This window comes from Mesorhizobium sp. Cs1299R1N3 (genome assembly GCF_037179625.1).
Lineage (GTDB): Bacteria > Pseudomonadota > Alphaproteobacteria > Rhizobiales > Rhizobiaceae > Mesorhizobium > Mesorhizobium salmacidum.
This window is the reverse complement of record NZ_JAPYKQ010000005.1, coordinates 154,264-174,903: the sequence shown is the minus strand read 5'-3', so window position 1 is coordinate 174,903 and position 20,640 is coordinate 154,264. Positions and strand designations below refer to the sequence as shown.

At 61.7% G+C, this 20,640-nt stretch carries 20 protein-coding genes, 1 tRNA gene and 1 pseudogene; 14 read left to right on the top strand and 8 right to left on the bottom strand.

Annotated elements, in window-relative coordinates:
- Positions 1-27: 27 nt before the first annotated feature.
- The 3 genes from O7B34_RS14090 to dapA form a co-directional block, all read right to left on the bottom strand.
- Positions 28-738: a glycoside hydrolase family 25 protein gene (locus O7B34_RS14090; protein ID WP_337146598.1), complete on the bottom strand. Its 711-nt coding sequence runs from the start codon at positions 736-738 to the stop codon at positions 28-30.
- A gap of 74 nt (positions 739-812) precedes the next feature.
- Positions 813-1,292 carry an SsrA-binding protein SmpB gene (smpB, locus tag O7B34_RS14085; protein ID WP_337146597.1) on the bottom strand — a complete coding sequence of 160 codons (480 nt, stop codon included), beginning with the start codon at positions 1,290-1,292 and terminating at the stop codon, positions 813-815.
- A gap of 247 nt (positions 1,293-1,539) precedes the next feature.
- Complete coding sequence (gene dapA, locus O7B34_RS14080; RefSeq protein WP_337146790.1) at positions 1,540-2,421, bottom strand: 4-hydroxy-tetrahydrodipicolinate synthase; 882 nt, start codon at positions 2,419-2,421, stop codon at positions 1,540-1,542.
- Between the two features lie 350 nt (positions 2,422-2,771).
- On the opposite strand from dapA, the gene O7B34_RS14075 reads away from it, so the two are divergent.
- Positions 2,772-4,802 carry a lytic transglycosylase domain-containing protein gene (locus O7B34_RS14075; RefSeq protein WP_337146596.1) on the top strand — a complete coding sequence of 677 codons (2,031 nt, stop codon included), beginning with the start codon at positions 2,772-2,774 and terminating at the stop codon, positions 4,800-4,802.
- Positions 4,803-4,911: 109 nt separating this feature from the next.
- Positions 4,912-5,811 carry an alpha/beta fold hydrolase gene (locus O7B34_RS14070; RefSeq protein WP_337146595.1) on the top strand — a complete coding sequence of 300 codons (900 nt, stop codon included), beginning with the start codon at positions 4,912-4,914 and terminating at the stop codon, positions 5,809-5,811.
- A gap of 29 nt (positions 5,812-5,840) precedes the next feature.
- On the opposite strand, the gene O7B34_RS14065 is transcribed toward O7B34_RS14070, so the two are convergent.
- Positions 5,841-5,931 (bottom strand) — tRNA-Ser (locus O7B34_RS14065).
- Positions 5,932-6,085: 154 nt separating this feature from the next.
- Between O7B34_RS14065 and O7B34_RS14060 the strand changes: the two are divergent.
- Both O7B34_RS14060 and O7B34_RS14055 read left to right on the top strand, forming a co-directional pair.
- Positions 6,086-6,372, top strand: a pseudogene (locus O7B34_RS14060) (porin); the annotation flags it as partial.
- Between the two features lie 136 nt (positions 6,373-6,508).
- Positions 6,509-7,621 (top strand): pyridoxal phosphate-dependent aminotransferase, encoded by a 1,113-nt coding sequence (locus O7B34_RS14055; RefSeq protein ID WP_337146594.1) that lies wholly within the window; start codon positions 6,509-6,511, stop codon positions 7,619-7,621.
- Here the strand turns inward: O7B34_RS14055 and O7B34_RS14050 are convergent.
- Entirely contained in the window at positions 7,618-8,145 is a 528-nt protein-coding gene (locus tag O7B34_RS14050) for a MarR family winged helix-turn-helix transcriptional regulator (RefSeq protein ID WP_337146593.1), read from the bottom strand. The genes O7B34_RS14055 and O7B34_RS14050 overlap by 4 nt on opposite strands.
- A 182-nt stretch (positions 8,146-8,327) precedes the next feature.
- Between O7B34_RS14050 and O7B34_RS14045 the strand changes: the two genes are divergently transcribed.
- The 3 genes from O7B34_RS14045 (at position 8,328) to O7B34_RS14035 (ending at position 10,560) form a co-directional block, all read left to right on the top strand.
- Positions 8,328-8,609, top strand: coding sequence for an acylphosphatase (locus O7B34_RS14045; protein ID WP_337146592.1), 282 nt, complete (start codon positions 8,328-8,330; stop codon positions 8,607-8,609).
- Between the two features lie 65 nt (positions 8,610-8,674).
- Positions 8,675-9,322, top strand: coding sequence for a TetR/AcrR family transcriptional regulator (locus tag O7B34_RS14040; protein WP_337146591.1), 648 nt, complete (start codon positions 8,675-8,677; stop codon positions 9,320-9,322).
- Between the two features lie 74 nt (positions 9,323-9,396).
- Positions 9,397-10,560, top strand: coding sequence for an isovaleryl-CoA dehydrogenase (locus O7B34_RS14035; RefSeq protein ID WP_337107748.1), 1,164 nt, complete (start codon positions 9,397-9,399; stop codon positions 10,558-10,560).
- Between the two features lie 53 nt (positions 10,561-10,613).
- On the opposite strand, the gene O7B34_RS14030 is transcribed toward O7B34_RS14035, so the two are convergent.
- The gene (locus O7B34_RS14030; protein ID WP_337146590.1) at positions 10,614-11,405 is read right to left on the bottom strand and encodes a hypothetical protein; all 792 of its coding nucleotides are present in this window, start codon (positions 11,403-11,405) and stop codon (positions 10,614-10,616) included.
- 48 nt (positions 11,406-11,453) lie between these two features.
- Here O7B34_RS14030 and O7B34_RS14025 point away from each other — a divergent pair, with 48 nt between their 5' ends.
- From O7B34_RS14025 to O7B34_RS14015, 3 genes are read left to right on the top strand one after another with little or no spacing between them, the layout of a single operon-like run.
- Positions 11,454-13,061 (top strand): carboxyl transferase domain-containing protein, encoded by a 1,608-nt coding sequence (locus O7B34_RS14025; protein WP_337146589.1) that lies wholly within the window; start codon positions 11,454-11,456, stop codon positions 13,059-13,061.
- Positions 13,061-13,591: an O-acetyl-ADP-ribose deacetylase gene (locus O7B34_RS14020; protein WP_337146588.1), complete on the top strand. Its 531-nt coding sequence runs from the start codon at positions 13,061-13,063 to the stop codon at positions 13,589-13,591. Before O7B34_RS14025 ends, O7B34_RS14020 begins: the two co-directional genes overlap by 1 nt.
- Positions 13,592-13,643: 52 nt before the next feature.
- Entirely contained in the window at positions 13,644-15,626 is a 1,983-nt protein-coding gene (locus tag O7B34_RS14015) for an acetyl/propionyl/methylcrotonyl-CoA carboxylase subunit alpha (protein ID WP_337146587.1), read from the top strand.
- 177 nt (positions 15,627-15,803) lie between these two features.
- Here O7B34_RS14015 and O7B34_RS14010 read toward each other — a convergent pair whose 3' ends face one another.
- A complete protein-coding gene (locus O7B34_RS14010; RefSeq protein ID WP_337146586.1) occupies positions 15,804-16,925 on the bottom strand; it encodes a branched-chain amino acid ABC transporter substrate-binding protein in 1,122 nt (373 codons plus the stop codon).
- Between the two features lie 433 nt (positions 16,926-17,358).
- A complete protein-coding gene (locus O7B34_RS14005) occupies positions 17,359-17,625 on the bottom strand; it encodes a sel1 repeat family protein (protein ID WP_010915070.1) in 267 nt (88 codons plus the stop codon).
- Positions 17,626-18,063: 438 nt separating this feature from the next.
- Between O7B34_RS14005 and O7B34_RS14000 the strand changes: the two genes are divergently transcribed.
- The 4 genes from O7B34_RS14000 (at position 18,064) to O7B34_RS13985 (ending at position 20,589) form a co-directional block, all read left to right on the top strand.
- Positions 18,064-18,405 carry a DUF2147 domain-containing protein gene (locus O7B34_RS14000; RefSeq protein WP_027143911.1) on the top strand — a complete coding sequence of 114 codons (342 nt, stop codon included), beginning with the start codon at positions 18,064-18,066 and terminating at the stop codon, positions 18,403-18,405.
- Positions 18,406-18,618: 213 nt separating this feature from the next.
- On the top strand, positions 18,619-18,774 hold the full coding sequence (locus tag O7B34_RS13995) for a hypothetical protein (protein WP_181169782.1): 156 nt from the start codon (positions 18,619-18,621) through the stop codon (positions 18,772-18,774).
- 41 nt (positions 18,775-18,815) lie between these two features.
- On the top strand, positions 18,816-19,010 hold the full coding sequence (locus O7B34_RS13990; protein ID WP_027143912.1) for a hypothetical protein: 195 nt from the start codon (positions 18,816-18,818) through the stop codon (positions 19,008-19,010).
- A 118-nt stretch (positions 19,011-19,128) separates the two neighbouring features.
- Positions 19,129-20,589, top strand: coding sequence for an AMP nucleosidase (locus O7B34_RS13985; protein WP_337146585.1), 1,461 nt, complete (start codon positions 19,129-19,131; stop codon positions 20,587-20,589).
- Positions 20,590-20,640 lie beyond the last annotated feature (51 nt).

The following is a 20,640-nucleotide window of genomic DNA, read 5'->3' as shown; positions in this document are numbered from 1 at the left end:
CGGCCGGCATCGGATCGGGTCTGTCCGTCAAGGTGCGGAGGCAAGCAGCGCCGCCAACTTCTCCGGCCCACCCTGCAAAACGTTCAGGTCGACGTCCCCCTCTATGCCGTCCACGCGCCCCCTGTTGTGGTACTGCCAGTAAATCCAGTCACGGCGGTCCGGCTCCATGAGCAGCGAGCGCAGCCAGAGTGGGCGAGCGGCGATTTGCCCGGCATAGGCAGCCTCGGCTTCATCCGTCAGATAGATGATCGCCGGCTTGCCGAAGGCAGCCTCGACGGGTCCGAGGAAATCCCTCAGTTCGGTATTCAGTTGCTCGGCTGACAGGCGCTGCGGACAGTTGCCCCCGAACTCGATGTCGACGACCGGCGGCAGCAATGGCTGATCGTGCGGCACCACCGAGATAAAATTCCTGGCCTGGTCGGCGCCCGGCCGGCAGAAGGTGAAGAAATGATAGGCGCCGACGGCGAGCCCGGCGGCGCGGGCCTCGCGCAGATTGCCGGCGAAGGCATTATCGACATGGTCGCCGCCTTCAGTCGCCTTGATGACGGCGAAAGCCACATCATCGGCGGCAACACGCCGCCAGTCGATTTTGCCTTGATGATGGGAGACGTCGATGCCCCGGACCGGATATTCGCCCCGGTTGGGGGAGTAGGTGTGGAAATAGACCATGGCGCCCACCACAACGACGCATGCCAGGGCAAGACCGGCCAAGCCCCCGAGAACAATCCGCTTCTTCAAGACCATCCCCTGTAGGACTTGCCGTTATTCGATCTTGAAGCCCGATCGTTGGCTTTTTTCAGGCTGTCACCTGATCACCCACGTTCCTTGAGCAGCCGGCCCTTTTCGCGCGACCAGTCGCGTTGCTTCTCGGTCTCGCGCTTGTCATGCAGTTTCTTGCCGCGGCCAACTGCAAGCAGCAGCTTGGCGCGCCCTTGATCGTTGAAATAGATTTTCAGCGGCACCAGCGTCATGCCTTCGCGGTCGACGCTCTGCGATAGTTTTGCCATCTCGCGCTTGTTGAGCAGCAGTTTGCGGCGCCGGCGCGGCTCGTGGTTGAAGCGATTGGCCTGCAGGTATTCCGGCAGATAGGAATTGATCAGCCAGATCTCGCCGCCTTCGACCGAGGCATAGCTGTCCTGGATGTTAGCCTGGCCCTGGCGCAGCGACTTGACCTCGGTTCCGGTCAGCACCAGGCCTGTCTCGATCGTGTCGAGCATTTCATAGGAAAACCGCGCCTTGCGGTTTTCCGCAACGGTCTTGTTGTTGGGATCGGCTTTTCTGACTTGGTTCATAACGTCTAGAATCCGTTTCGAAACTCGCTCCTGCGAGTCAGATGATGGTGCTACTAGAGCGCCGCGCGTTTTTTAACGCGCAAAGGACGCTCTAGAAATCCGACTTTGCGCATGGTCCTTTCCGAAAGCGAAGTGCTTTCGGGGCCACGCGCGGAACCGGAGCGGAGCGTACATATAGTACGCGAGCACCGGAAGCGCAGGTGGCGCCTTCAGATGGCCGCAGGAGTAGAGTTTCCAAACGGGCTCGTTAATTAATCAAGCCGGCGTGCTTCATGGCCGCATCGATCTTTTCTGCCGTCGACTGCTCGATGGTGACCAGCGGCGAACGCAGGACGTTCTCGACCTTGCCCAGCTTCGACAACGCGTATTTGGCGCCGGACACGCCGGGCTCGATGAAGATCGCCTTGTGCAGCGGCAGCAAGCGGTCCTGCAGTTCCAGCGCCTTGGCGCTGTCGCCGGAGAGCGTCGCTTCCTGAAACTCGGCGCACAGCCGCGGCGCAACGTTCGAGGTCACCGAAATGCAGCCGACGCCGCCATGCGCGTTGAAGCCGAGTGCTGAGGCATCCTCGCCGGAAAGCTGGATGAAATCCTTGCCGCATGTCATGCGCTGCTCGGACACGCGCTCGACCTTGCCGGTCGCATCCTTGACGCCGACGATGTTCTTGAAGTCGTGCGCCAGCCGGCCCATCGTTTCCGGCGTCATGTCGATCACCGAGCGAGGCGGGATGTTGTAGATGATGATCGGCAGCTTGGTCGCCCTGGCGACGGCGGCGAAATGCTCGTAGAGGCCGCGCTGCGTCGGCTTATTGTAGTAGGGCGTGACGACCAGGGCGGCATCGGCACCGGCCTTTTCGGCATACTGCACAAGCCCAACAGCTTCCTCGGTGTTGTTGGAGCCGGCGCCTGCAACCACCGGAGCGCGGCCCTTGGCCACCTCGATGCAGACCTTGACGACATGGCGGTGCTCGTCATGCGACAGCGTCGGGGATTCGCCGGTGGTGCCTACCGGGACGAGGCCCGTGGTGCCTTCGCCAAGCTGCCATTCGACGAACGCGCGAAAGGCTTTCTCGTCGAAACGCCCGCTCTTTTCGAACGGTGTCACGAGCGCAGTAAGCGAGCCTCTCAGCATGTCGTCCAACTCCTTGGGACTTCTTGGTTCACGCATGTCGTGGTCCCAAAACCGGTATCCACTTTTGGGCGACATGCACTTTGTCGGTTATGCATGTCGTGGCCCCAAAACCGGTATCCACTTTTGGGCGACATGCATCGGTGTTTTGTCGTGCGCGCCTTCTAACCGAAAGCGAAGCGGCGCACCATAGTCTCGACATTGTTGCGCGGCAAGCATTGCCATGGTGCCAGCAAGCGTAATTCGAGCGGCCTCGATAACCCTTTGTTTACGAGCCCTTCACGACCTAAGCTTAGGCTTCAAGGCTTCTTCGCCCGCAGGTAAAATGCTGGATTAAGGAAAGACACGAAATCATGCCGCCCAGTTGGCCCCAGCTGTTCGCGCTTCTTGGCGCCATCGCCGCGCTGATGCCCGGCGTGGCGATCAGCGGCAGCGTCGATGTGCGGGTCACCTCGGCCATCCCGATGCCTGGTGTACAGGACAAGGCGCAACTGGACCCCTCACCGGCCGTCACGCTCCTGAAAAGCGGACTGGATGCGCTGGCTGCTGGAGATATTCCCGGCGCGCGCGTTGTGCGCGATGCGCTGCCCGCACAATCGCTCGACCAGCACATATTGGCCTGGGCGATCGCGCTTTACGGGGGCGACAAGGTTCCGAGCGGCGACATCGCCACGGCCGCGAAGATGCTGCCCAACTGGCCGGGCACCGTTGCATTGCGCAAGAACAGCGAGCGCGCACTCTATCGCGAGAACCCGGCGGCGGATGTCGTCGTCAAGGCATTCGACGGCAGCCAGCCGCAGACATTCGAAGGCGTGATGGTTCTCGCGCGCGCCTACGTGTCGTCGGGCAATGCCAAGGCGGCGCGATCGGTGCTGTCGCCGTTCTGGCGCACAGCGATCCTGGAAGCCAAGGACGAGACGGCTCTGATCAAAGAGTTCGGCAGCCTTGTTCCCGCCGCCGATCACCGTTTTCGCATGGAGCGCATGTTCTATGCCGACCGGATGAATTCCGCCTTGCGTGTCGCCGGCCTCGCCGGCGCCCAGCAGTTTGCCGACGCCTGGGCGGCGGCCGACAAGGGCGACAAGAATGCTGCCAAACTATTGAAGGCTGTGCCGGTGGCGCAACGCTCGGCCGGCTATTTGTTCGCGCAGGCCGAATATCTGCGCAAGCAGAAGGATCTTGCGGGCGCCGCGGCAATTGTCATGAAAGCGCCGGCAGACCGGGAATCCCTGGTCGATCCGGATGCCTGGTGGGTCGAACGCCGGGTGCTGTCGCGCGAACTGGTTGACCAGGGCGACATGAAGACCGCCTACAAAATAGTCGCCACGCATGCCGCCGAAAGCGCGGCCAATGCGGCGGAAGCCGAATTCCATGCCGGCTGGTATGCGCTGCGCGGCCTGAACGATCCCAAGCTCGCGGCGACGCATTTCGCGCGTATCGCCGACCTTGCCCAAGGCCCAATGACCCTGTCGCGCGCCTATTACTGGCTCGGCCGTGCGGCAGAAGTTGGCGGCCCCGGCAATGCCAAGGACTATTTTGGGCGTGCGGCGACCTACGGCACGACGTTTTACGGCCAGCTAGCCGCCGAACGCGTCGGCCGGCAGGCGCTCAACATCGTCTATCCCCAGCCAAGTGCCGCCGACCGGCAGAACTTTGCCGGCCGCGAGGCCGTCTCGGCCATCAAGCGCCTGCAGGAGGCAGGCTACGACCGTTATGCCGAAACGCCCTATCGCGACCTTGCCGGGCAGTTGACCAGCCCGGGTGAACTGGCGCTGCTCGCTGTCCTTGCCGAAAAGCAGGACAACCATTTCATGGCGCTGAAAATCGGCAAGATCGCCGGGGCGCGCGGCATCGATGTCGGCGCGCTGTCGCATCCGCTCGGCGTCATCCCCGATTCGGCCAATATTTCCGGTTCGGGCAAGGCGCTGGCCTATGCGATCGCCCGCCAGGAAAGCGAATTCAATATCGGCGCCGTATCCAGTGCCGGCGCACGCGGACTGCTGCAGCTGATGCCGGGAACCGCCAAGCAATTGGCGAAGAAGGCCGGATTACAGTTTTCGCAGACCAGGCTGACGACCGACGCCGGCTACAATGCAACGCTTGGTTCGGCGTTCCTCGGCGAACAGCTCGATCGCTTCAATGGCTCGTACGTATTGACCTTCGCGGGCTACAATGCCGGCCCGACCCGAGCCAGCCAGTGGGTGGCGAAATACGGTGATCCGCGCGGCAAGGACATCGATGCGGTGGTGGACTGGATCGAGCGGATTCCTTACACGGAAACAAGAAGTTACGTGCAGCGCGTGATGGAGAATTACGAGGTCTACAAGATGCGTATTTCCGGCAAGTACGACATCGTCGGCGATCTCGTGAACGGGCGCAGCTGAGCGCTCTTGCCCTCCCCTTGCGTGGAGAAGGAGGAGCTTTTCCCGTTTGACCCTCCCGCGCTCCGTCTGTAGCAGTCGTGGACGATCCTTCGGCCAAAGAGCCCGTCCCTTGTCGAGCAATCCAGATTTCTCCGACTTCTTCTATGCGGCGCCAGATGGGCTGAGACTTCACGCGCGCGTCTATGGCGAAGCGAACTCCGCACATTGGCCGGTCGTCTGTCTGCCTGGCTTGACGCGTAACGCGCGGGATTTTCACGAGCTTGCGCTCCATCTCTCGACGCGATCCGACCTTGCGCGCAAGGTCGTCGCTTTCGACTACCGCGGACGCGGGCAGTCGGCCTACGATCCCGATGTCAGCCACTATAATGTCGGCATCGAAGCCGGCGACGTCCTTGCCGGGCTGGCGGCGCTCGGCATCGAACAGGCGGCCTTCATCGGCACCTCGCGCGGCGGGCTGATCATCCATGTGCTTGGCGCGATGCAGCCGGCGGCGCTGAAAGCCATCGTGCTCAACGACATCGGGCCAGTGATCGAACCCGCGGGTCTCGCTCACATCCAGTCCTATCTCGAACGCGCACCGAAGCCGAAAACCCTCGCCGAGGCGATGGCTGCCCAGCGCAGCGTTCACGGCCAGGATTTTCCAGCCCTCACCGATGCCGACTGGGAACGAATGGTGCGCGCGATCTATCGCGAGACGAATCAAGGGCTGCTGCCCGATTTCGATTCGAAGCTTGTCGACACGGTTGCCAATCTCGACCTGTCACAGCCGTTGCCGCCTCTCTGGCAGCAGTTCGATGCGTTGGCGGCCATACCACTGCTCGTCATACGCGGCGCCAATTCGAGGCTGTTGTCGCCTGAAACGTTGGAGGAGATGCGAAAGCGTCATCCCGGCACCAGGACAATCACCGTTCCAGATCAGGGCCACGCCCCCTTCCTGGAGACCGGCAACCTGCTCACCGACCTCGCGCTCTTTCTGGATCAAGCAGAGGCGCGGAAAAACCCAAGATAAGCCCAAGACCAACCAAGGTCTGCGGGCCATGGCGGAGAGGATGGGATTCGAACCCACGAGAAGCTTTTGACCTCTACTCCCTTAGCAGGGGAGCGCCTTCGACCACTCGGCCACCTCTCCGTTGAGCCGCTGGATAAAGAAAAGCGCCGGCACAATCAACAAGCCCGCGTCATTATATGGAAAAATAACAGCGTACCGAGCCGCTGCCTTCCCAGGTGCGGCGGTTCTGCGGCAATTCCCTGGCTGTCGACTCCAGGCCCTGCCATGATTTCCGGCTGGCGGCCGCGGCTTCTACAAGCATTGGGACGGCAACTGGGCAGTTTGGGGCGGCGGCACCTACAAGTTCAACGACAAGATCTCGTTCAACGCTCAGGTTTCGTATGACGCTGGAAGAACCTCGGCATCGCCGCGCGCATCGCCCATGACGTTGTTCCCGGCTTTACGGTCACGGCCGAAGTCGACTATCAGAACGTCGGTAGCGATCATCTGACGCGGGCCTGGGACGGCGCCGAAAAGAAGAGCAATATCGGCGGCATTCTCCGCTTTCAGCGCTCGTTCTAAAACATTTCGGCTTATTGAAATCGGAGCCCGGCGGGCGCCGCCGGGTCTTTGCATTTACAGCGATGCTCTATCGCGCAGCTTGCACCGGCCGGTGGCGCGCGTTAGCAAGAAGGCTCCTTCCAAGCGAGCCTTCGACATGCCTCTGCGCCCTTCCCTCTCGCCGCTCATCGCCGCACTCCCGTCGACGGTGCCGTTTGTCGGCCCCGAAGCGCAGGAACGTGAGCGCGGGCGCGCTTTCCGTGCCCGCATCGGCGCCAATGAAAGCAGCTTTGGCCCCTCGCCGCGCGTCATCGCCCGCATGGAGAGTGTCGCGCGCGACCAGTGGATGTATTGTGACCCGGACAATTACGATTTGAAAGTCGCGGCGGCCGCTCATCACAATGTGGCGGTCGAGAACGTCGTTGTCGGCGAAGGCATCGACGGCCTGCTCAGCCTGGTGGCGCGCATGTATGTGGCGCCTGGCGATGCCGTGGTTACCTCGCTCGGCGCCTATCCGACCTTCAACTTCCACATTGCCGGTGTCGGCGGCCGGCTGGTGACCGTCCCTTACGAGAACGATCGCGAAAGCCTGGACGGTCTGCTCGCGGCGGTCGTCAGGGAGAAGGCGCCACTGGTCTATCTGTCCAACCCGGACAATCCGATGGGCAGCTGGTGGGAAGCCGACGAGGTCATCGGCTTCATACAAGCCTTGCCGGAAAGCACCATGCTGGTGCTCGACGAGGCCTATGGCGAACTGGGGCCGGCCTCGGCCCTGCCGCCGATCGACATCTCGCGGCCAAACGTCATCCGCATGCGAACTTTTTCGAAGGCCTACGGACTTGCCGGCATACGGTGCGGCTATGCGTTGGCCGAGACGCAGGTGATCAGCGACTTCGAGAAGATCCGCAACCACTACGGCGTCAGCCGCATGGCGCAGATCGCCGGCGTCGAGGCGCTCGCCGATCAGACCTATCTCGAGACGGTGGTGGCCCGGGTGGCCGCCGGACGGCGGCGCATCGCTGATATTGCCGAACAGAATGGGTTGAAGCCGCTCGCCTCGGCGACCAATTTCGTCAGCATCGATTGCGGCCATGACGGTGCTTTCGCTCTGAAAGTGCTGCAGGGATTGTTGTCGCGCGACGTCTTCATCCGCAAGCCGATGGCGCCGGGGCTCGACCGCTGCATCCGCGTCAGTGTCGGTCTCGACCACGAACTGGATATCTTCGCCGAGGAATTGCCCGGCGCGTTGGCAGCGGTGCGCGGAAACTAGGGCGCTTCACGGCGCTCAGGAGGCATCGCTGCGCCGAGCAGATGCCTGACACGCGTCAGCACATCAGACAACTCCGCGGCTTCCCTGTCATTCAGCCCCGCGGTCAGGCGGGCAAGATCACGATCCGTGGCCGCATGAAGGGCTGCAAGCGCGGCCTGGCCGCGCGCGGTGAGCGATAGGACGCGCGGCCGCAGGGGCGCGGGACCGGTGCACATTTCAATCAGGCCGGCGGCAGAGAATTTGCGAAGGATTCTCGCGACATAGGCAGCATCCAGTTGGAGGTCCCAGGCGACCGCGGAGGCCACCGGTTCGAAATCGAGCCGAAACGCTCGCACCAGAAAACCTGTCTTGCCGCCGGGATTGGTGGCGCTATGGCGGGGGCGGTGGCCGAGCTCGAACAGCACCCGCGCCTCGGTCAGGGTATAGGCGCTGTGCATCAACGTCTCGTCGAGCAACCCGATCAGGCCGGTGTAGAACCGGTTGAAGTGGCGGATATCGCGGACCAAGCCATTCCGATCGCACATGCCAGGTGCCTCCCGTGAAATTACCAGGCCACAGAGATGATTGCTATCAAATTGACTTAGTCAACCATTTACTAGAACGAGTCATCTATTTTTCGCAAGGAATCCAGGTTCTCGACTGGATAGACCTCAAGCCAGTTGCCTTCGTTCGGCGCTGCGCCAGACTCTATGCAAGGGAGCGAGCCATGAGTGACCGAAAAAGGGCAGTGCAGGCGCGCGTATATGGCAAGGTCCAAGGCGTCGGCTACAGGATCTGGGCGCGAGGCGAAGCGACAAGGCTCGAGCTGCTGGGCTGGGTGCGCAACGAAAGAGACGGCTCGGTTACATGGCTTACCGGCGCCGACGCGGCTGTCGCGACCATGATCGAACGGCTTCGGCAAGGCCCGCCCGGCGCTGCGGTCTCGCGGATCGATCTGGACGAGTTGGAGACCTGGACCACGCCTGGAGATTTCAGGATCATGACGTAGACGGATTTCTCCGCCCTTGAATTAATTGAACGTTCGTTTTATTATCTGCCGTCAACGAGGCGAGGATGGCACGCACCACAGGATCAGACGGCGAGCGAACCGAAGCGGCAGTTCGCGAGGCGGCGGTCAACCTGATTGCGCGCTATGGCTATGAAGCGATGTCGATGCGCCAGTTGGCCGCCGAGGTCGGCGTGCAGGCAGCCGCGCTGTACCGCTATTTCCCGACCAAGGAAGACCTGCTGTTCACGCTGATGTGCGACCATATGCAAGGGCTTCGCGAAGCGTGGGAGCACTCCAGGCCGGCCGGCGCGGATCCGGCGCGGCAGCTTGCCGCCTACGTGCGCAACCACATCGCCTTTCATATCGGGCGCCGCCACGCCACGCATGTGTCGAACATGGAATTGCGGAGCCTGTCGCCCGACAGGCTGACACAGATCCTGCGCATGCGCACGGCCTACGAAAAGGAGCTGCGTTCGATCCTGCGCGATGGCGCCGAGGCCGGCATTTTCGGCATCGAGGACACCGGCCTGACGGCCATGGCTCTGATCCAGATGATGACCGGCGTCATCGTCTGGTTCCGGCCCGGCGAGCGATTGTCCATCGCCGAGGTCACGGAGACATACCTTTCGATGACAATGCGCCTGGTCGGCGCGAGGATGGCTACCGATACTACAGCGCCGCGCGTCCCTTCGGATGCGCGAAGTATGCTGTAGCACTTTAATTTCGCGCATGATCCTTGCCGAAAGTCGAAGTCGATTTTCAGGGGTCATGCGGCAGGAGGAACGGCATGTACACGAACACGCTCAGCTTCGGGCATGACGAGGACGTCGAGGCCTTGCGCGACCTTGTCCGGCGCTTCGCGCAGGACAGGATCGCGCCGATCGCCGCCGACATCGACCGGGAGAACGAATTCCCGGCGCATCTGTGGCGAGAACTCGGCGCGCTCGGCCTGCTCGGCATAACCGCCGATCCCGATTTCGGCGGCAGCGGCATGGGCTATCTCGCCCATGTGATCGCGGTCGAGGAAATTTCGCGGGCCTCGGCATCGGTCGGCCTCTCCTATGGCGCCCACTCCAATCTCTGCGTCAACCAGATCAACCGCTGGGCAACGCCGGCACAGAAGGAAAAATACCTGCCGCCGCTGTGTTCGGGCGAGCACGTTGGCGCGCTCGCCATGTCGGAGCCCGGCGCCGGCTCCGACGTGGTCTCGCTCAAGCTGCGCGCCGAAAAGCGCAATGACCGCTATGTGCTCAACGGCACCAAGATGTGGATCACCAACGGCCCGGACGCCGAAACGCTGGTTGTCTACGCCAAGACCGACCCGGAAAGGGAATCGCGCGGCATCACTGCCTTCATCGTCGAAAAGGCGATGCCGGGATTTTCGGTGGCGCAGAAACTCGACAAGCTCGGCATGCGGGGATCCAACACCGGCGAACTGGTTTTCTCGGATGTCGAGGTGCCGTTCGACAATGTGCTGCACGAGGAAGGACGCGGCGTCGAGGTGCTGATGTCTGGCCTCGATTATGAACGCACCGTGCTTGCCGGCGGCCCGATCGGCTTGATGGCGGCGTGCCTCGACGTGGCGATCCCCTATGTTCACGAGCGCAAGCAGTTCGGCCAGCCGATTGGGGAATTCCAACTGGTGCAAGGCAAGCTTGCCGACATGTATACGGCGCTGAACGCCGCGCGCGCCTACGTCTATGCCGTCGCCGCCGCTTGCGACCGTGGCCAGACCACCCGCAAGGATGCCGCCGGCTGCGTGCTGTTTGCCGCCGAAAGAGCGACGCAGATGGCGCTCGACGCCATTCAACTGCTTGGCGGCAACGGCTATATCAACGACTATCCGACCGGCCGGCTTTTGCGCGACGCCAAGCTGTACGAGATCGGCGCCGGCACCAGCGAAATCCGCCGCTGGCTGATCGGCCGCGAGATCATGGCGGAGGGGGTGTGAGCGTCCTTCGCCTAGATGAGTTGGCCAATTGTAAACCTGACAGGGCACATGTTTCAGTCGGCTAGCGCGGCATTCACCAGAGACGTGAAGTTCGCGGCTCTCAAGGCGAAATCACATGCGCTCTCTAAAGAGTTGTTCATTGACTGTTCATACAAGTGGAGGTCGCTACGCCTTTCCAGTACATATTTTCGCAACCGCGCCCTGCCGTCCCTCACGATAAAATCGACGACATCCTTTCTCGCGAATTCTGGGTGCAGAGGCCTTAGAAATAAATACGCATTAAGCTGCGACAGATCAGATTCTACTCGAATTCTCACGCTCTCTTGGTGCGTATTAATTCCTCTTCTCTTTCTATTATCGAAGAAAAAGCGACCAATCTCTTTTCTCAGTTTCATACGCCATTTCTCGAATTCCGGCGTACGGATCGCAAATCTGTTTGAGCTCGAAGCCTCAACAAATTTTAATGTAAGCTCCTCGAACCGGTACTGCGCATCCCATATTGCATACTCCAACGCTTTAATACGAGCAGCTGCCTCGCTCATTCTTTCAGAACGAATTCGAATCGATAGAAGAATTTTATACAGCGTATCGACATCATTTTTTGCACCCCACGCGGCAAGGTAGGAATCAAAAATGCGATACGCTTCCGCGGACACAGTATCAAACGCGTTAACGGCCACTCCGGTTGGACACGACAGGAGCGGATTGTCAGGATCGCGTTGCGCATATTTGCTAGGGTTACTGATGAGATACTCTGCATCCCGCTTACTCAAGCGACTTGCTTCACTAGAGAAGCGCATCTGATGAAACTGTGTCCTGAGGAAATCGTTGTCTTGCCTAGTCATGGTAGCTCGTCACGAATGACCGATTTGGTCCTCATTTAGGTATCTGACATGGCAGTTATCCAATCGCAAATTTCGCCCTCCTCCGAAACCTTCCGCGCCAATGCCGAGCGCATGCGGGCGCTGGTTGCCGACATCACTGAAAAGGCCGCGGCCGTCGAGCGCGGCGGCTCGGACGAGGCGCGCGAACGCCATGTCGGCCGTGGCAAGCTGCTGCCGCGCGAACGCCTGGCGCAATTGCTCGACACCGGCTCGCCCTTCCTCGAGATCGGCCAGTTCGCGGCGTGGTCCATGTATGGCGAGGAGATTTCGTCGGCCGGCCTGATCGCCGGCATCGGCCGCGTCGAGGGTACCGAGGTGATGGTCGTCGTCAACGACGCCACGGTGAAGGGGGGCACCTATTATCCGCTGACGGTGAAAAAGCACCTGCGCGCGCAGGAGATCGCGCTGCAGAACAACCTGCCTTGCGTCTATCTGGTCGACAGCGGCGGCGCCAATCTGCCCAACCAGGACGAGGTTTTTCCCGACCGCGAACATTTCGGCCGCATCTTCTACAACCAGGCCAACATGTCGGCTGCCGGCATCCCGCAGATCGCCTGCGTCATGGGCTCCTGCACGGCTGGCGGCGCCTATGTGCCGGCGATGTCGGACGAGACAATCATGGTGCGCAACCAGGCGACCATCTTCCTCGGCGGACCGCCGCTGGTGAAGGCGGCCACCGGCGAGGACGTCAGCGCCGAAGAGTTGGGTGGCGCGGATGTGCACACCAGGCTTTCCGGTGTCGCCGATCACTATGCGCTGGACGACGAACACGCGCTCGCCATTTGCCGGCGCATCATCAAGAACCTGAATCGGAACAAGGCTGTAAGCCTGAACTTACATAAAGCTCATCCGCCGCTTCATCCGGCAGATGAGCTCTACGGCATCGTCCCGACCGATCTGCGCCAGCCCTATGACGTGCGCGAAGTGATCGCGCGCGTTGTCGACGGCTCCGAATTCGATGAGTTCAAGCAGAACTACGGCACGACGCTGATCACCGGCTTTGCCCATCTCCACGGCATGCCGGTCGGCATCATCGCCAACAATGGCGTGCTGTTTTCCGAAAGCGCGCTGAAGGGCGCGCACTTCATCGAATTGTGCTGCCAGCGCAAAATCCCGCTGGTTTTCCTGCAGAACATCACCGGCTTCATGGTCGGCAGGAAATACGAGGCCGGCGGCATCGCCAAGGACGGCGCCAAGCTGGTGATGGCGGTGGCCACCGCCAGGGTGCCCAAGGTGACCGTCATCATCGGCGGTTCGTTCGGGGCCGGCAATTACGGCATGTGCGGCCGCGCCTACTCACCTCGCTTCCTGTGGATGTGGCCCAACGCCCGCATCTCGGTGATGGGCGGCGAGCAGGCGGCAACCGTACTTGCCATGGTCAAGCGCGAAGGCATCGAGCGCAAGGGCGGGGAATGGAGCGCCGAGGAGGAGGCGAAATTCAAGAAGCCGATCCTGATGAAATACGAGCATGAAGGCCATCCGCTCTATTCCTCGGCAAGGCTCTGGGATGACGGCATCATCGATCCGGCCAGGACACGCGAGGTGCTGGCGCTCAGCCTGTCGGCCGCGCTCAACGCCGAGATCGAGGAGACACGCTTCGGCGTGTTCAGGATGTGATGATCGCCATGGGCGACCGGATCAGCGTTCACACCGGCGACATCACCAAGCTGGCGGTCGATGCCATCGTTAATGCTGCCAACTCCTCGCTGCTCGGTGGCGGCGGGGTCGATGGAGCCATTCACCGCGCCGCTGGGCCGGAGCTCGAATTCGAATGTCGCATGCTCAATGGCTGCAAGACCGGCGATGCCAAGATCACCAAGGGTTATAAACTGCCGGCTCGACACATCATCCATACTGTCGGGCCCGTCTGGCAGGGCGGCGGCAAGGGCGAAGCCGAATTGCTGGCCTCCTGTTACCGGCGTTCGCTTGAACTAGCAGCCGCCAATGATTGCCGCTCGGTGGCATTCCCGGCCATCTCGACCGGTGTGTACCGATATCCGAAAGATGACGCGGCCAAAATCGCTATTGATGAGGTGAATGACTTCATCGGGCAGAACGCACTTCCCGAAACCGTTGTTTTCTGCTGCTTCGACGAAGCCATGGCGGAACTATACCGACGTATCCTTGCAACATTGGGTGAAGTATGAATTTTAGGCGCCTGCCGGAACGGCGCCGCCCGACCCTAATCCGGGAGGCTCCATGTTCACGAAAATCCTGATCGCCAATCGGGGCGAGATCGCTTGCCGTGTCATCCGCACAGCGCGCAAGCTCGGCGTACACACCGTCGCAGTCTATTCGGATGCCGATGCGAGATCCCTGCATGTCGAGATGGCCGACGAGGCGGTCCATATCGGCCCCTCGCCCGTCGGCGAGAGTTATCTGCGCGGTGACAGGATCGTTGCGGCGGCTCTTGCAATGGGCGCGCAGGCCATCCATCCCGGTTACGGATTCCTGTCGGAAAACCCCGATTTCGTCGACCAGGTGGTGACTGCCGGTCTCATTTTCATCGGCCCGTCGGCGGCCTCGATCCGCGCCATGGGGCTGAAGGACGCCGCCAAGCGGCTGATGGAGAAGGCCGGCGTTCCGGTCGTTCCGGGTTATCATGGCGAGGCGCAGGAAATCGTGCTGCTAGCCTCAAAGGCCCGCGAGATCGGCTATCCCGTGCTGATCAAGGCGCGTGCCGGCGGCGGCGGCAAGGGCATGCGGCGCGTCGAGCATCCCGATGACTTTTCCGAGGCGCTGTCCAGCGCCCGGCGCGAGGCCAAGGCCGCCTTCGGCGACGACCGCGTGCTGGTCGAGAAATATGTTGATAAGCCGCGGCATATCGAAGTGCAGGTGTTCGGCGACAATTTCGGCAATGCGGTGCATCTCTACGAACGCGACTGCTCAGCGCAGCGCCGCCACCAGAAGGTGATCGAGGAGGCCCCCGCCCCCGGCATGACGCCGGCTTTGCGCAAGGCGATGACGGAAGCGGCGGTGAAGGCGGCCAAGGCAATCAACTATTCCGGCGCCGGCACTATCGAGTTCATCGTCGACGCCTCGCAAGGCCTCAAGGCCGACCGCTTCTGGTTCATGGAAATGAACACCCGCCTGCAGGTCGAGCATCCGGTCACCGAGATGGTCACCGGCACCGATCTGGTCGAGTGGCAGTTGCGGGTCGCCAGCGGCGAAAAACTGCCGAAGACACAAAGCGAGATCGCGCTTTCCGGTCATGCTTTCGAGGCGCGCATCTATGCCGAGGACGCGGCCAAGGGCTTTCTGCCGGCGACGGGCACGCTGCACCACCTGAAATTCCCGGGCGTTGCCCCAGAAGGAGCCGCGATGCGCATCGAGACCGGCGTGCGGGCCGGCGATGCCATCTCGCCCTATTACGACCCCATGATCGCGAAGCTGGTCGTCCATGCCGGGGACAGACAGGCGGCGCTGGAAGCGCTCCGCACAGCCCTCGCGCAAACCGAGATTGCCGGCTCCACCGTCAACACCGCTTTTCTTGCAGCTCTTGCGGCCGATCCGGATTTTGCAGCCGGCGACGTCGATACCGGCCTGATCGGCCGACACCAGGAAGCGCTGACGGCAGTCGCGCCGCCGACCGGCGAAATCATCTCGGCCGCCGTCCTGGCGGCCTCGGGTGCCGGAGCACTGCCGTCGTCGGACGACCCGTGGTCGTCGCTTGCCGGCTATGCGCATTTCCACGGCGTGGCGCGGCGCATGCGGCTGAAGTTCGGCGACGAGCAAATTCAGGCAAAGGTTTCAATGCGGCCGGACGGACGCTTTCAGGTGGCCCTCGATGCGCCTTACGACAGCACCAATTCGCATGATCTTCGCGCCGTTCCCCGCCTCGCCCGCTGGCCCGCCCACATCACGGTGTTCGAAGGCGCTGTCGGATATGCTTTCACCGTGCCGGATCCCCTGGCCAGGAGCGATGAAGCAGCTGCCGCCTCCGGCAGCCTGCGCGCGCCGATGCCGGGTCTCGTCAAGCTTGTGCGCGTGGCGAAAGGCGACGCTGTGATCAAGGGGCAAATTCTGCTGATCCTCGAAGCGATGAAGATGGAGCACACCATAGCCGCCCCGCATGATGGCGTGATCGCCGAGATCGCCGGGGAAGGGGCGCAGGTCACTGACGGGACGGTGCTGGTGCGGTTCGTCGAGGAACAGAGCGCGTCGAACTCAGCCACCAGTTGATAGCCGGAGCGCATCGCGGGGCGCAAACAGAAATGGCCGGGACGAACCCGGCCATTTCCTTAGAGCGGTTCAGCGTTTGGTAGAATCGCCGAACCGCTCTAACTCTTTGTTTTCACGCAACTCCGGACGGAAAACCGCTACGCACTTTTCCTGGAATTGCTCTAGGCTACAGAGCGATTATTGCGCGATCGGCGCGTACTTGCCGTCGTGCCACTGGTTGATGTCGTAGCTGGCATTCTTGAGGTCGCCCTTCTCGTCGAAGGTGACGTCGCCGACAACGGTGCTGATCGGCGTGCCGTTCTTCAACGCTTCGGCAACCTTGGCCGGATCGTCGCCGCCGGCACGCTTGATGCCTTCGGCGAAAGCCTGGACCACGGCGTAGGAGAACAGCGTGAAGCCTTCCGGCACGAAGCCGCCGGCCTTGATCTTCTCGACGGCCGCCTTGGCTTCCGGCTTTGCCCGCGGATCCGACGGGAACACGAACATGGTGCCCTCGCCGGCCGGGCCGGCAACCTGCCAGAACTCCGGCGAGGCGATCGAATCCGGCATGATCAGCTGGAACTTCAGGTTCTGCTCCGCCGACTGACGCAGGATCAGGCCGGCCTCAGGATGGTAGCCGCCGAAATAGACGACATCGGCCTTGAGATCCTTCAGCTTGGTGACAAGCGCCGAATAGTCCTTCTCGCCGGGGTTGATGGCGTCATAGTAGACTTCCTTGAGGCCACCAGTATTCATGGTTGCCCTGACGGCGTCAGCCACGCCCTGACCGTAGGCGCTCTTGTCGTGCAGGATGACGACTTTCTTTCCGGCATACTTCTTGGCGATCCAGGGGCCGATGAAGGCGCCCTGCGCGTCGTCACGCGTATAGAGACGCATGATCGTCGGCCAGCCGGCCTTTGCCGCGGCGTCGGTCAGCACCGGGTTCGAGGACGCCGGGCTCATCATCAGCGCACCGGCTTCGGCGTAGACCGCCGAGGCCGGGATGCTCGAACCCGAGCAGGCATGACCGTCGATGAACTTGACGCCGTTGGCAACGATGCGGTTGGCGACCGACACGGCCTGCTTTGGATCGCACTGGTCGTCCTCGATGTCGAGCTTGATCATCGAGCCGTTGACGCCGCCGGCGGCGTTGATGGCATCGGCGGCGGCCTGTGCGCCCTGCTTGAACTGATCGCCGATGGTCGCGAGTTGTCCGGTCATCGGGCCGACCACCGAGACGGTGATATCGTCGGCGAATGCAACCGGCACGCTCATCATCAGGCCGAAAATGGCCGCGCTCAAAATACTCATTCTTTTCATGACAATAGAACTCCTCCACTCACGCGCGGCCGCCCCGGCCGCGCTTCTTCCAGAGAGGCGGGACAATTTCATCCTTCATCGGACCTGTCTAGGCGCATTGGCGCCACTCGATTGGGCCTGCCTGGCCTCATCCACGCAAAAAAGCCACGCCAGCCTTGTTCCGGCTGGTCGTGGCCTTTTTTGCCTGTCAGGCCGTTTCCCCGGCGCCCCCGCGCTGTGAACCCAACCCACCTTCCCTGTCTTCCTGTTGGCCATGATCTTGCCGAAGCCCCGATTGCACTTTCGGGATCATGGTTCGTCGCGCGGCTTGGACCTGTCGGCCTGCCGCATTCTTTTTGTTGTTGGCCTGTGGCCCGGCTGTCTGCGCAGCCTATCCCTGTTGGCCCGACCGTCTTTCAGCGGTCTTGGCCGGAGCGTTCCCGTCTGGCGGAACTCAGTGCATGGTCATCCATTCGCGGGCTTCGCGCAGCGCCTTGGCGATCTCGACCTTCGACATGGCCGCCGAGAGTTCCGAGCGCAGTTCGGCGGCGCGGGCCGAACCCTTGATGGCGGCGATGTTGAACCATTTGTGCGCGGCAACGACGTCGGTCTCGCAATCGCGGCCGGTCGCATACATCATGCCCAGTTCGAAAAGAATGTCGGCCTGGGCAGTTGCCCCCATGGCGCCGAAGCCTGCTTCAAGCATTTCAAAACGTGCCATTTTAGTCCCCTGTCTGGCTCCCGAGAGCTGCCTCCGTTTGTCTTGTCCGGGCCGCTCTTTCGATGCTTTCGAGAATGCCGCGCAGGCTTGAATCCGTCGTTAAATGGCGTGCTTAATTTGAGGAAAACAAAGCTAAAACAAGAGGTAAACACAGAAATTCGTTAAGGATACGGAGCCAGCAATTCGGCTGGTTTTCGCCAAATTTGACGAAAATTTTCAGGGCTGCAATCAACACTCCGCTAACCACGGGAAACAAACGCGACGAGCCGATCGTTTTCATTTCCGCGCCGGCAGAGCGAATTCAGGCGCTTTCAAAATGCCAAAGTCTTCCGTTGCGGCACCGCTTTTGTTTTGACGGAAGCTGGATTAGCTTACGTTTGCGTAAGCGGCAGACCGGCGAGGCGGAGCATCCGGCCGGCCATCCAAAGGGAGGAAGACATGTTTCGAAAAGTGAGCCTGGCCCTGGCGGCCACTTTGATCCTGAGCGGCGCGGCGTGGGCCGATCCGATCGAGGGCAACTGGAAAACGCAGGCAGGCGACACAGCGGCCATTTCAGGCGGCGGTTCATTTTCCATCACGCTCAAGTCCGGCAAATATGCCGGCAAGACCATCGGCTCGCTCAAGGCGGCCGGCGACAACAAATATACCGGCAACATCACCGATCCGGCAAACGACAAGACCTATTCGGGCAAGGCGACATTGTCGGGCGCCTCGCTCAAGATGAGCGGCTGCGTGCTCGGCGGACTGATCTGCAAGAGCCAGACCTGGCACAAGCTCTGATCGACCATTTCCCAGTGATCTCAAAACGGGGCCCGGCGGGCCCCGTTTTCGTTTTACCGATGCGCTGACTGTCGCACCCGATCGCCGTCCGGGGCCGGCGGTGACCCAGCCAACGTCGCGTCAATCAATTTGAACCGCAGATGAACGCCGGCATCAGAGCAGGTTCAGCGGCGTCAGGGCATTCTCATGCGTGTTGAAGGAGACACATACCCAATGCTTGCTCGCCGCTTCACCATCGTCTGCCTGCTGATGAGCCTGTTTGGAATGTTCTTCGCCATTCTCGTCGCCGAAGCGGGCCGTTCCCCCCGCTCCTGGGACGAAGCCACCAGGCTCTGCCATCTCGCCTGCCCGACCAACCTTCGCCACTGAAACCAAATAGCCCGGACCTCGAAAAGAAAAGCACAGACATCATGAACCGCATCGCCGCCAACACTCTCAAGACCCTCCGGCTCCTGCCGCGGGCGGCGCTTATCCTGATCGTTCTGGCCGCCCCGGTCCTGGCGGTGCCGATGATGCGCGCCGATGCCGGCTCGACGATCGAGGCGCCGGCGCTCAGAAAGTCCGGTGTCGGGTTCGTTCTGCTGGTCAGCCTGCAGCGGGGTTGAAGAAAAAAGGGGCGCTTTGGGCGCCTTCGGCGGCGACACCCCTCCCAACCGGCCGCCCAAGTCTCTATATTGGGCCATGGAAAAGCGAATCTATCCCCAAGCCATCGAATCTGTCGTCATGCCCGAGCCTTTTGGGCGGCAGAGCTTCGACGACGCCGAAAAGGCCGTTGCCGCGCTGCAGGTGCTCTACGACCGCAACACCAAGTTCCTGCGCGATTCCTTCGCGGCCCTTGCCGCCGGCGGCGACAGCAGCAAGCGCTACCGGGCCTTCTACCCCGAGATTGGCGTCACCACGAGTTCATTCACCCAGGTCGACTCTCGCCAGGCCTATGGCCACATGCCGACGCCCGGTCATTTCGCTACCACGGTTACCCAGCCGGACCTGTTCGAGACCTACCTCATCGAGCAGCTTCGGCTGATCATGCGCAATCACGGCGTGTCGGTGACCGTCTCGGAATCGACCACGCCGATCCCGCTGCATTTCGCTTTCCTGGAAGGCACCTATGTCGACGGCGCTGATGCCGAACGCATCAAGCGGCCGATCCGCGACCTGTTCGACGTGCCGGATCTCGACGGCACCGACGATCAGATCGCCAACGGTACGTTCGAGGTCGCCTTCGGCGAGCCCCGGCCGCTGGCGCCGTTCACGGCGCAGCGCATCGACTATTCACTGCACCGCATGACGCACTACACCGCAACCAGCCCGCAGCATTTCCAGAATTTCGTGCTGTTCACCAACTATCAGTTCTATATCGACGAGTTCGTCGCCCGCGCCCGCGACCTGATGGAAAACGGTGGTGAAGGCTACACGGAATTTGTCGAACCTGGCAACGTTATCACCCGGTCCGGGCAAAGCGCTCCCAGTGAAGGCGTAGCGCCACAGCGCCTGCCGCAGATGCCCGCCTACCATCTGAAGAAGCCGAACCATGGTGGCATCACCATGGTCAATATCGGCGTGGGTCCTTCCAACGCCAAGACCATCACCGACCATATCGCGGTGCTTCGGCCACATGCCTGGGTGATGCTTGGTCACTGTGCCGGGCTGCGCAACACCCAGGCGCTGGGCGATTATGTGCTCGCGCATGCCTATGTGCGCGAAGACCACGTGCTGGACGACGATCTGCCGGTGTGGGTGCCGATCCCGCCGTTGGCCGAGATCCAGGTTGCGCTACAGGAAGCAGTAGCCGAGGTCACCGGCCTGTCGGGCTATGATCTGAAGCGCATCATGCGCACGGGCACCGTCGCCACCATCGACAACCGGAACTGGGAACTGCGCGACCAGCGCGGACCGGTGCAGCGCCTGTCGCAGTCGCGCGCTATCGCCCTCGATATGGAATCGGCAACGATCGCCGCCAATGGCTTCCGCTTCCGCGTCCCCTACGGCACGCTGCTGTGCGTTTCCGACAAGCCGCTGCATGGCGAGTTGAAATTGCCTGGCATGGCGACAGAATTCTACAAACGCCAAGTGGCGCAACACCTGACCATCGGCATCAGGGCGATGGAAAAGCTGGCCGAGATGCCGATGGAGCGGCTGCATTCGCGCAAGCTCCGGAGCTTTTCGGAGACAGCATTCCAGTAGGCGGTCGCGAAGCGTCGGCGAGGCAATTCGTCATCTTGCTCAGGCCGCAAT

Excerpts from the sequence above, each read along its gene's own strand:
- O7B34_RS14005 (WP_010915070.1), bottom strand. The coding sequence starts at position 17,625 with ATGGCACGTTTTGAAATGCTTGAAGCAGGCTTCGGCGCCATGGGGGCA.
- O7B34_RS14000 (WP_027143911.1), top strand. The coding sequence starts at position 18,064 with ATGTTTCGAAAAGTGAGCCTGGCCCTGGCGGCCACTTTGATCCTGAGC.
- O7B34_RS14040 (WP_337146591.1), top strand. The coding sequence starts at position 8,675 with ATGGCACGCACCACAGGATCAGACGGCGAGCGAACCGAAGCGGCAGTT.
- smpB (WP_337146597.1), bottom strand. The coding sequence starts at position 1,292 with ATGAACCAAGTCAGAAAAGCCGATCCCAACAACAAGACCGTTGCGGAA.
- O7B34_RS14030 (WP_337146590.1), bottom strand. The coding sequence starts at position 11,405 with ATGACTAGGCAAGACAACGATTTCCTCAGGACACAGTTTCATCAGATG.
- O7B34_RS14025 (WP_337146589.1), top strand. The coding sequence starts at position 11,454 with ATGGCAGTTATCCAATCGCAAATTTCGCCCTCCTCCGAAACCTTCCGC.
- O7B34_RS13995 (WP_181169782.1), top strand. The coding sequence starts at position 18,619 with ATGCTTGCTCGCCGCTTCACCATCGTCTGCCTGCTGATGAGCCTGTTT.
- O7B34_RS14020 (WP_337146588.1), top strand. The coding sequence starts at position 13,061 with ATGATCGCCATGGGCGACCGGATCAGCGTTCACACCGGCGACATCACC.
- O7B34_RS14015 (WP_337146587.1), top strand. The coding sequence starts at position 13,644 with ATGTTCACGAAAATCCTGATCGCCAATCGGGGCGAGATCGCTTGCCGT.
- O7B34_RS14035 (WP_337107748.1), top strand. The coding sequence starts at position 9,397 with ATGTACACGAACACGCTCAGCTTCGGGCATGACGAGGACGTCGAGGCC.
- O7B34_RS14045 (WP_337146592.1), top strand. The coding sequence starts at position 8,328 with ATGAGTGACCGAAAAAGGGCAGTGCAGGCGCGCGTATATGGCAAGGTC.
- O7B34_RS14010 (WP_337146586.1), bottom strand. The coding sequence starts at position 16,925 with ATGAAAAGAATGAGTATTTTGAGCGCGGCCATTTTCGGCCTGATGATG.
- O7B34_RS14075 (WP_337146596.1), top strand. The coding sequence starts at position 2,772 with ATGCCGCCCAGTTGGCCCCAGCTGTTCGCGCTTCTTGGCGCCATCGCC.
- O7B34_RS13990 (WP_027143912.1), top strand. The coding sequence starts at position 18,816 with ATGAACCGCATCGCCGCCAACACTCTCAAGACCCTCCGGCTCCTGCCG.
- dapA (WP_337146790.1), bottom strand. The coding sequence starts at position 2,421 with ATGCTGAGAGGCTCGCTTACTGCGCTCGTGACACCGTTCGAAAAGAGC.
- O7B34_RS13985 (WP_337146585.1), top strand. The coding sequence starts at position 19,129 with ATGCCCGAGCCTTTTGGGCGGCAGAGCTTCGACGACGCCGAAAAGGCC.
- O7B34_RS14055 (WP_337146594.1), top strand. The coding sequence starts at position 6,509 with ATGCCTCTGCGCCCTTCCCTCTCGCCGCTCATCGCCGCACTCCCGTCG.
- O7B34_RS14050 (WP_337146593.1), bottom strand. The coding sequence starts at position 8,145 with ATGTGCGATCGGAATGGCTTGGTCCGCGATATCCGCCACTTCAACCGG.